Raw genomic sequence first — 9079 nt, 5'->3', positions numbered from 1 at the left:
GAGACGGTCGACACACCGATTCCCGTCTCTCTGGCCAGGTCGGATACCGGCCGCGGCCGGGTCGACTCCGCGACAGCGGCCAGCAGGGTGAGGGCACCGGTCACCCGCCGATGCATGGGCACCATGCGGGGGCGGGTCAGGCGGCCGCCGTCGGCCCGGGTTCGGCGACGAAGACCATGCCGGAGCCGGTGAGGGTGACCTCCGGGTCGGCGGCGGGGACGAAGACCGACTCGCCCGCGCCGACCGGCAGGTCGTCGACCCGCAGCCCGCCCTCCACGCACAGCAGGATGCGCGGCAGCCCGCCATCGAGGCGCAGCTCGCCGTCCACCGCGACGCGCCGCAGGCGGAACTCGGGCGACGGGCTGCCGAACGCGCCGTCCGGGCCGGCCTCCAGCGCGAGCGGGCTCGCGTCCGGGCGGGTGATGCGCAGCAGCTCCTTCACGTCGACCGGCTTGGACGTGAGGCCCGCGCGCACCACGTTGTCGGAGCTGCCCATGATCTCGACGCCGAAGCCCTTGATGTAGCAGTGCAGCACTCCGGCACCGAGGAACAGCGCCTGACCCGGCGCGAGCTCGTGCCGCCGGAGCAGGAGCGGCGCGAGGCATGCCGGGTCGCCAGGGTAGCAGCGGGCGAGCTTCACGATCAGGGCGTAGTCCGGCTGATGGACGGCCGAGGCGGCCCAGACGACCTGCTCGGCGATGTCGCGCCCGTCGAGCAGGGCCTCCAGCGCCTGGAGCGGGGAGCCGGAGGCGAGCAGCGTGACGACGTCCTTGAGCGCCGAGACGCCGAGACGCTCGACCAGCATGGCCGCCTGGTCGGCCGGGCGGAAGCCGGCGAGCGCGGTGAACGGCGTCAGCGCGCACACCAGTTCGGGCTTGGGCCAGGGGTCGCCGTAGACGCCCCGGGCGTGCCCGTCCACGGCCTGCTCGGCGGACGGGTGGACCTGCAGGGACAGCGGGCGCGCGACGGCGATGAGCTTCAGCAGGAAGGGCAGGCGGGAGCCGTGCCGCTCCAGCGTCGCCGCGCCGAGCCCGGCGGCGGGGTCGTCGGCGATCAGGTCGGCGAGCGACCGGCCGTCCCCGACGAGCAGCGAGGGGCCGGCCGGGTGGGCGCCGAGCCACATCTCGGCCTCGGGGCCGGGGGACGGCGCGGGTCGGCCGGTGAGCTCGGCGATGTCCGTGCGCGACCCCCAGGCATAGTCCTTCAGGGGGTTGGTGAGCAGGTGCAACGTGGGCTCCTCGATCGGATGTCGATCAGCTACGGCCGGGGGTCATGACCCGGAGGCAGAAGGGTTAATATAACCGGATTTGCTATGACAAATGGTCACAAATGACACGCACTAGCGCCCGGCGGTGGAACCGGCGGCCAGACCGGCGCGGTCGGGGATCGTCCGGGGCAGGTCGCGCAGCCAGCCCTCCAGGTCGGCGGGCCACCACCGGCCCGCCGACAGGCTGCCGAGCGTGTGGGTGACGGCGGACGCCGAGGCCGGGGAGGGGACGACGCGGGCCGGTGCCGCGCCGGCGAGCACGCCGAGCCACCAGTGGCGCCGCGTCTCGGGCATGTCGTCGGGGTCGAGGACGACGTAGTAGTCCGGCAGGATGAGCCGCTCGGCACGCAGGGCCGCCAGCGTCGACTCGATCGCGACCTCCAGACCGCCGACCGGCGCCGCCTCGTCGAAGAATCCCGTCCACGCCTCGCCGACCTCGGCCAGCGGGTCGGCGTCGTGCACGACGTACGTGGCCGACGCGCGCACCACCACGTCGGTGATCTCGGCGGGCGTCCGCTCGCCGCGCCGCACCGCGCGCACGTTGTGCAGGCCGTCCAGGCCGGCGACCGTCTCGGCCGCCCGCTCCCCCGCCACCACGACCACCGTGCTCCTGAGCCGCCGCATAGAGGCGAGTCTAGAGACCCTCCCGCCGGACCGGCGACGCCCCCTGAACCGGAGCCCTACTCCGTCTTCCGCACACCGAGCGCGGCGGCCCGCGGGCAGGACGCCCCGCAGGGCGGCGTCCACCGGGTTCACCGGGACGCCCAGAGGAGATCACGCTTACTCAGACCCATGACCGCATAACTCTTGAGTCGATGAAAACGGCTGCCATGCGCACGAAAGCGATGTCAGGGATAATTGGTGCTACGGCGTCACTTCGGGGTGCGTGAGTAGTTCCGACTCGCAGGATCGTGTACCGGAGTACACGAGGGTCGACTCCAAAGAACCGGTGTGGCGCAATGGCCGATAAGGACATTTCCATGCGCGGATTTATTGAATGGGTCACAACTCTGGGGAGATCGAGTTACGATCGGCCGGCAGAGCGTGGACGGCTTCACCAGGCGAGCCATGCGACGCCAAACGATAGTGATCGGAAATGGAGGGGCGATGCACGGGGGAAAGAGCCGGGGAAAGCACGAGGGCGACCCGAAGAAGGACAAGCCCTTTAAGCCGGGGGACAAGGTCGCGCCCGGAAACACGAAAGACGGACAGGGAACGGGCGGCGGGAAGCGCGGGGGCGGTAAGAAGTGACGGATGAAGGGATATCGATCGCAGCGCGGATCGATGCCCTGGCCGATGAGCTGATCGCGCGGGAGGAGATGGGCGAGGAGTGGCGGGCAGCGATGCATGCCGCGCCCCGGCATCTGTTCGTGCCGCCGGTGGCCTGGTCGGGCCCGTACGACCGTCCGGGCCATGTGATCGACCACGAGGCCGACGCGGCAGGGTGGCTGAAGGCGGCCTACGCGGATCACCCGATCGTGACGCAGATCGATGACGGGGAGACCGATGTCCGCGAGGGTGAGGGGCGGGTGTACTCCTCCTCGCTGTCGGCTCCTGGCGCGGTGATGTCGTTCCTTGACCTGCTAGCCCCCTATCCGGGAGACAAGGTGTTGGAAGTCGGCACGGGTACCGGGTGGACGGCGGCGCTGCTCTCGCATCGGGTCGGGGCCAGGAACGTGACCAGCATCGAGATGGACGAGGTTCTCCTGGCCACGGCGGCCGAGAACCTCGAGCGCGCCGGTCATGATCCCCGGCTGGTGCGGGGTGACGGCCTGCTCGGCTTCGCGGACGGGGCTCCCTATGATCGGGTGCACGTCACCTGCGGGGTATATGAGATCCCCTATGCCTGGGTGGAGCAGACCCGGCCGGGCGGGGTGATCGTGCTGCCGTGGAGTCCGCCCTTCGAGCCGGGGCACAACATCGCGCTTACCGTCACCGCCAAGGGGACGGCCATCGGTGGGTTTTCCGGCGGCTCGTCCTACATGATGGCGCGCAATCAGCGGCATCCGGACAAACCTCAGGTGGAGCCGGGCCGGTGGCGGCTGAGTGAGACCGACGTCGATCCGCGCCGGGTGATGCGTGGGGGGTTCGGCGCGGATGTGGTCATTGCCACGCTGGTCCCAGAGGCCTGGTCGGAAACCGAATTCGGCGAGGAGTCCATGACGGTTCAGCTGTGGGACCGTACCTCGCTGGCCGTGGTCGCCGGACGGGAGGTCCGCCAGCACGGGGAGCGCAACCTCTGGGATGAGGTGGAGGCGGCCTTCTTCAAGTGGGTGGAGTGGGGCTGCCCTGGCCGCAACCGCTTCGGAATGACCGTTACGCGGGATGGCCGGCATGTTTGGCTGGATTCGCCGGACAGCCCCATCGGGTAGATGGACGCGCTTGTCGCGCTACCGGGCCGTCACGCGTGGAAGGCGCTCACCCGGAGCGAACCCGGCGTCCCCGGCGGCGTGCCGTCCGGGGCGGCGATCGCAGGTGGACCAGTGCCACGTCCGCGTGCTGGGCGAGAGAACGGTCGCCGGGTTGTCGTGCCGGCCCGTCTGCTCAGAACAGGCGCGGCCCGGCCACGAGATCACTGAGCTGGACGACCGCGAACTCGATCTGGCACTGTCCTTCCTCCCAGTTGGCGATCAGCGAGCAGCCTTCCTCCACCAGGATGCCGCCGCCTGATCTGTCGTCCTGGAGGTAGCTCAGGCCTTCCTCCCCACCGGTGCAGAAGAAGCTCAGGTGTGCGCGGAGTCCGGGATGCGCGACCACGGCAAGTGCCTCCTCCCATTCCTCGGTGGCCTCCGCCTCGAAGGGAAGCAGGCTTTCCGGTCCGTGACCGATACCGACGGCGACCCGCATCGCGTCGAAGAGCGTGCCGTCCGAGGCGATCCGCGGGTAGCAGACGTACCACTTGTCGCGCCATTCCGGGCCGGTGAGGTCGAGTTCATGCCGCACCAGCAAGGGGGCCAGATCCGCACCCCGGATGAGTCCTTGCGAGAAGGATGCCTCATCCAGATCCGCGGCGAATTCCGGGGGAAGCCCGGAGTCCGCCTTGGCGAATTCGAAGATCGATCCACTCGCGTCGAATACCAGCGGCGGTTCACCCTGGTCGTACGGGGGGTAATCCCAGACGACCGGTTCAGCTCCGCTCAGAGCAGCGGGGCGCACCCAGGTGCCATGCCGGTTGTAGCCGGTCTCATCGATGAAGTTGCCACCCAAGTATGTGACGTAGACGGCCTCGGGGTCATAGCTCGACAGCGGACGGTCGAGCAGGATCTCGAAGGCGCCGGCCAGTTGCCGCTTCCAGTCGTCGACATCGCTTGAGGATATGGACGATTCATGCATCATGCCGAGACCCTATTGTCACGCCCGGCCGCTTGTCACTTGATCCCCACGGGTCCCGTGGGCTTACGTGTGCGGCCCAGTCGTTCTCCCGAGTCGGCCGACCCGTCATGCCGGCCGGAGTGAACTCCTAATGCAGCGTGCCCACAGGCTCCAGTGCCCAGCCGCCGGCGAACCGCGTCTCCTGGGTACGGGCGCGGCTCGCGGGCGAGCGTGGGCTTCAGCACGGCCACCGACAGCCCGCCTCTGCACGCCCCTGCCACCACGGATGCGTACGGCGGCAACGGCGCCTACTTCTACGGCCCATCTTCTCAGTTCCCCACCAGCACCTATGGCGGCGCTTTCACTTACCGGAGTTTGCCGGCGAGCCAGTGGTCGATGGTGTCCGTGGTGGTGTCGGCGTTGCGTTGGAGTGCCAGGTCGTGTCCTGCGTCGCGGATGGCTACTACTTCGGCGTCGGGGCTGGCGGGGTAGGACTTGGGCTCCGCGGCGATGGCCTTGTCGCGTTGGTCAGGGTTGAAGAAGAAGGTGTCGTGGCCGCCGATGACCGACAGGACCGGGACGCTGACGTGCTTGCCGAAGACGTCGTTATTCGACTCGGCCTGGAAGTCGACGATCTCTCCCATGGTGGCGGTCTGCTTGTTCGTGTCATCGGCCTCGACGGTGCTCAGGTCGGCGTTGAAGGGCCAGTAGAACAGGTGGCGCAAGCCGTCCTGGGTGGTGAGGTAGCCGGATGGCACCGGGCGCTTCTCGAACTTCGGGTCTTCGGCCGCTGGTTGGATCAGGGCGCCGAACAGTCCGCCGGCGACACCGGAGTGGTGGAAGAATCCGGTCGCTACGACGGCGTTGACGTCCTTGTAGGTTGCTGCTTCTTGGATCGCGATCGCGCTGCCCAGGGAGTGGCCGACCAGCGCGATGGGCAGCCCCTTGTAAGTGGCTTTGAGGCTGGTGATGAGTTTGTGGACGGTGAGAACGTGGGCCGTGTCGTTCAGCTTGTCCGCGGGCGGGTGGCTGGAGTTGCCCGTCCCCAGGCGGTCGATGGCAACCGCGATCCAGCCGTCCTTGGCCGCCTGGCGGGCCTGCGAGACCCAGCCGCGGCTGGTCTTCAGGTCGAAGTAGCTGTGGTCGTATGTGACGCCGGGAATCATGACCTGGATCCCGCGGGCGGGCCGGCTCGTCGGCTCGTAGACCACGGCGCTCAGCGTCTGGTCTGCCTGGCCGCCGGCACTCAGCGAGACCTGCTCGGTGATCGTGTGGCGCTTGAAGCCCTGAGATCCGTTGGTGGCGGCGGCCGAGCCCGATGCGGCGAAGACGCCAACAGCAACGACAGAAGTGGACGCAATTACGGCAGCCGTGCGCCGGACCATGCGACGCCGAAGTGAAGGACAAGTCACGAAATTCTCCTATATTTTTCTATTTCAACTAAAGACGCGGACATACTCCCTAAGGGTCTGGTCAATGCTCCCCTGGAGTTCGCAGCCCGCTTCTGCAACGTCCAGTCCGTGTGCTCCGGGGCCGGGAACGGGGCGCGGGGAAACCGGTGAGGCCGGGTGGCGTAATACCGCCGTCAGCGGCCGATCTTGTCCAGTTCGGCGAGATCCTCGTCGGAGAGCGAGAGTCCCGCGCCCGCGACGTTCTCGCGCAGGTGCGCCACCGACGAGGTGCCGGGGATCAGCAGGATGTTCGGCGACCGCCGCAGCAGCCAGGCCAGGGCGACCGACATCGGCGTCGCGTCCAGCCGGGAGGCTACGGCCGTGAGCGCCGAGGACTGCAGCGGAGTGAAGCCGCCGAGCGGAAAGAAGGGCACGTAGGCGATGCCCTGCTCGGCGAGCTCGTCGATCAGCTCGTCGTCGTGGCGGTGGGCGAGGTTGTACATGTTCTGCACGCACACGATGGGCGCTATCGTCTGCGCCTCGGCGACCTGTTCCGGCGTCGCGTTGCTGACGCCGAGGTGCCGGATCAGGCCCTGCTGCTGGATTTCGACGAGTGTTTCGAACGCCTCGGCGAGCGAGCCGGGCTGGGGGCCCTGGGCGTCGCCGAGGCGGAGGTTGACCACGTCCAGCGTCTCGAGGCCGAGGTTCTCCAGGTTCTCATTGATGAACCGGCGCAGGTCTTCGGGTCGCCGGGCCGGGGGCCAGCCTCCCTCCTGGTCCCGGGTCGCGCCGACCTTGGTCACGATGTGCAGCGAGTCAAGGTACGGGTGCAGCGCTTCGCGGATCAGATGGTTGGTGATGTGCGGCCCGTAGGCGTCGGCGGTGTCGATGTGGGTGATGCCGAGGCCGACGGCCTCACGGAGGACGGCGAGTGCGCCGTCGCGGTCGGCAGGCGGGCCCATGACCCAGGGGCCCGCGAGCTGCATGGCGCCGTAGCCGAACCGGGTGACGGTCAGGTCGCCCAGGGTCCAGGTACCGCCGGGAAGCGAGGCGGGGAGCGTGCTCATGCTCTGCCTTTCGTGTTGAGCCAGGGGGTGGTGCCTGTTGGCGCCTTGCACCATCATTGGTGTGTAGCTTCCTGGTAGGAAGAAGGCACTTCGGAGTGCGTAAGGCACCCGGAGGGGAGAGGGGCGGTCGATGGCGACGATGACGGCGGCCCAGCAGAGGGCACAGGCCAAGGTGGAGTACGACGCCTTCGTGGCGGCATGTCCCAGTCGCAAGCTGCTCGACCGGATCTCCGACAAATGGGTCACGCTGATCCTGGCCGCGCTCGGCAGCGACGCCTCGCATCAGCCCGGCACCGACTGCGCCGGCGAGCCCCGGGTGATGCGCTACTCGGAGCTGCTGCGCCTGCTGGCCGGCGTCAGCCAGAAGATGCTCACCCAGACACTGCGCTCCCTGGAGCGCGACGGCCTGGTGACCCGCACCGTGACGCCGACCGTGCCTGTCACGGTCTCCTACGAGCTGACCGATCTCGGCCTGTCGCTGTACGAGATGATGCGCGGCCTCAAGGCCTGGGCCGAAGTGCACATGGACGATGTGCTTGCCAACCGCGAGACCTACGACACCCGCGTCGCCTGAAGGGAGCCCTCTGCACGGTCGTCAACGGGGGCATCGATCAAGGGATGCAACTGGCGGCCTCGGTGATCGATGCCCTGCCACGTCGCGCCCGCGAATCCTGTCTCTCAGCGGGGCTGGACTCGCGGGCGGGCGGGGGCTGCGGTCAGTCGGGGTCGTAGGCGAGGTTGGGGCAGAGCCAGCGTTCGATTTCGGCGAGGTCGACGCCGCGCCGCTTGGCGTAGTCCTCGGCCTGGTCGCGGCCGATGCGGCCCACGGTGAAGTACCGCGAGGCGGGGTGCGCGTACCCGGCCAAGGCCAGCGCACGCAGCCGTCGTCACGAGCACTGTCTAAGCCGGGCGGTAGCGCACCCAGACATCACCGGTCTTCACGTAGCCGGTGAGCCGCACGGTGACGCCGTCTGACGCCAGTGGGCCCCGGGGGCGGTTGTGGACGGACCCCATGGACCGCCTGACGACCTCCCTGTCGTCCACCCTCCAGCCGCGCGGCACCACGATGACGATGTCGCCGAACCAGGAGGTGACCTCCACGTCGACGACGACCTCGCGGTGGGGGCAGTCGGCCGTGGTGAAGTCGATGCGCACCCGGCCGCGCCGCCCGGCGCGGGCGCTGATGCGCGGCGGCACCCGCCAGCCGCCCTCCTGGCGGAGCTTCCCGCTGATCGTGTGCAGCCGGAGCTCGGCTCCGGCGACCTCACCACCGGAGACGAGGGCGGATGAGGACTGCGGCAGGTCGGCCACCACCTGATCCAGCTCGCCTAGGGTGCGTGCCGCGTAGGTGCGGTCGATCCGCTCGGTGAGCTCCTCAATGTCGATCCGTCCCTCGCTGACGGCGATCCTGAGCTGCTCGGCGACTCGCTCGCGGTCATCATCCCCTGCGCGCACGTGCTGGCGGTCGATCATCGCGTCCCCCTAGAAGCGTATGAAGGCACCGTGCGGCGAAAGGCCCTGAACTCGGCCGGCCCGGCAGACAGGGGTTGTGAGCCGACGCACCATATGTGATCTTCGCGAGGACGACACATCCTGGAGTCACGGGACTGAGTGTATGGCCGTAAAGTACCGCTTTTCGCGCCACTGGTAGAAGCACCGGCCGTACGACATAGGAGCAACCCCATTCTCCAGTGAGCCAGGGTGAGCAACGAAACCTGGATCTTCGATCGCCCGCGACCACGACAGACCTGAGCCACCCCGGCCGTCTTAGCCGCCCCAAGCCCTCCGGCTTGGAGCCTCTCTATTGAACTCCTCTCCGGCCTGAAGTGAAGGCTGGAGGTTCTCCCGTCGCGTCGTGGTCAAGCGGCGCGCGGGGGTTGACGCTTCACAGACCGGGCAGCCCCGAGGTCTCCACGTCCTGACACCACAGTCCCTGCGGCGTTGCGAATGTTGATCGCGGCGTTGGTGTCGGCATGCCCGGTCCACCCGCATCCCGGGCTGGCGCACGAGAACCGGGCGCCAGCCCGGGAGGCCGGGTCGCG

9 protein-coding genes are annotated in these 9079 nt (G+C 68.7%); 2 read left to right on the top strand and 7 right to left on the bottom strand.

Going from position 1 to position 9079, the window contains the following annotated elements; translation table 11 throughout:
• Positions 1-136: 136 nt before the first annotated feature.
• Positions 137-1228, bottom strand: coding sequence for a mannose-6-phosphate isomerase, class I (gene manA, locus AB0H21_RS40820; RefSeq protein WP_358527461.1), 1092 nt, complete (start codon positions 1226-1228; stop codon positions 137-139).
• A 111-nt stretch (positions 1229-1339) separates the two neighbouring features.
• Positions 1340-1891, bottom strand: a complete 552-nt coding sequence (locus AB0H21_RS40815; RefSeq protein WP_358527458.1) for a hypothetical protein — start codon at positions 1889-1891, stop codon at positions 1340-1342.
• Positions 1892-2514: 623 nt separating this feature from the next.
• On the opposite strand from AB0H21_RS40815, the gene AB0H21_RS40810 reads away from it, so the two are divergent.
• Positions 2515-3639 (top strand): methyltransferase domain-containing protein, encoded by a 1125-nt coding sequence (locus AB0H21_RS40810; RefSeq protein WP_358527457.1) that lies wholly within the window; start codon positions 2515-2517, stop codon positions 3637-3639.
• 172 nt (positions 3640-3811) lie between these two features.
• On the opposite strand, the gene AB0H21_RS40805 is transcribed toward AB0H21_RS40810, so the two are convergent.
• The 3 genes from AB0H21_RS40805 to AB0H21_RS40795 form a co-directional block, all read right to left on the bottom strand.
• The gene (locus tag AB0H21_RS40805) at positions 3812-4603 is read right to left on the bottom strand and encodes a hypothetical protein (RefSeq protein ID WP_358527454.1); all 792 of its coding nucleotides are present in this window, start codon (positions 4601-4603) and stop codon (positions 3812-3814) included.
• Positions 4604-4944: 341 nt separating this feature from the next.
• Positions 4945-5964, bottom strand: a complete 1020-nt coding sequence (locus tag AB0H21_RS40800; protein WP_358527451.1) for an alpha/beta hydrolase — start codon at positions 5962-5964, stop codon at positions 4945-4947.
• A 200-nt stretch (positions 5965-6164) separates the two neighbouring features.
• The gene (locus AB0H21_RS40795) at positions 6165-7037 is read right to left on the bottom strand and encodes an aldo/keto reductase family oxidoreductase (protein ID WP_358527450.1); all 873 of its coding nucleotides are present in this window, start codon (positions 7035-7037) and stop codon (positions 6165-6167) included.
• A gap of 130 nt (positions 7038-7167) precedes the next feature.
• Here AB0H21_RS40795 and AB0H21_RS40790 point away from each other — a divergent pair, with 130 nt between their 5' ends.
• Positions 7168-7611 carry a helix-turn-helix domain-containing protein gene (locus AB0H21_RS40790; RefSeq protein ID WP_358527448.1) on the top strand — a complete coding sequence of 148 codons (444 nt, stop codon included), beginning with the start codon at positions 7168-7170 and terminating at the stop codon, positions 7609-7611.
• A 142-nt stretch (positions 7612-7753) separates the two neighbouring features.
• Here AB0H21_RS40790 and AB0H21_RS40785 read toward each other — a convergent pair whose 3' ends face one another.
• A complete protein-coding gene (locus AB0H21_RS40785; protein ID WP_358527446.1) occupies positions 7754-7903 on the bottom strand; it encodes a vitamin B12 dependent-methionine synthase activation domain-containing protein in 150 nt (49 codons plus the stop codon).
• A gap of 34 nt (positions 7904-7937) precedes the next feature.
• Positions 7938-8510: a DUF1707 domain-containing protein gene (locus AB0H21_RS40780; RefSeq protein WP_358527443.1), complete on the bottom strand. Its 573-nt coding sequence runs from the start codon at positions 8508-8510 to the stop codon at positions 7938-7940.
• Between the last annotated feature and the right edge of the window lie 569 nt (positions 8511-9079).

This window comes from Sphaerisporangium sp. NPDC051011, assembly GCF_040653595.1.
Lineage (GTDB): Bacteria > Actinomycetota > Actinomycetes > Streptosporangiales > Streptosporangiaceae > Sphaerisporangium.
The sequence above is the reverse complement of the archived record's forward strand: the minus strand, read 5'-3'. Positions and strand labels throughout refer to the sequence as shown.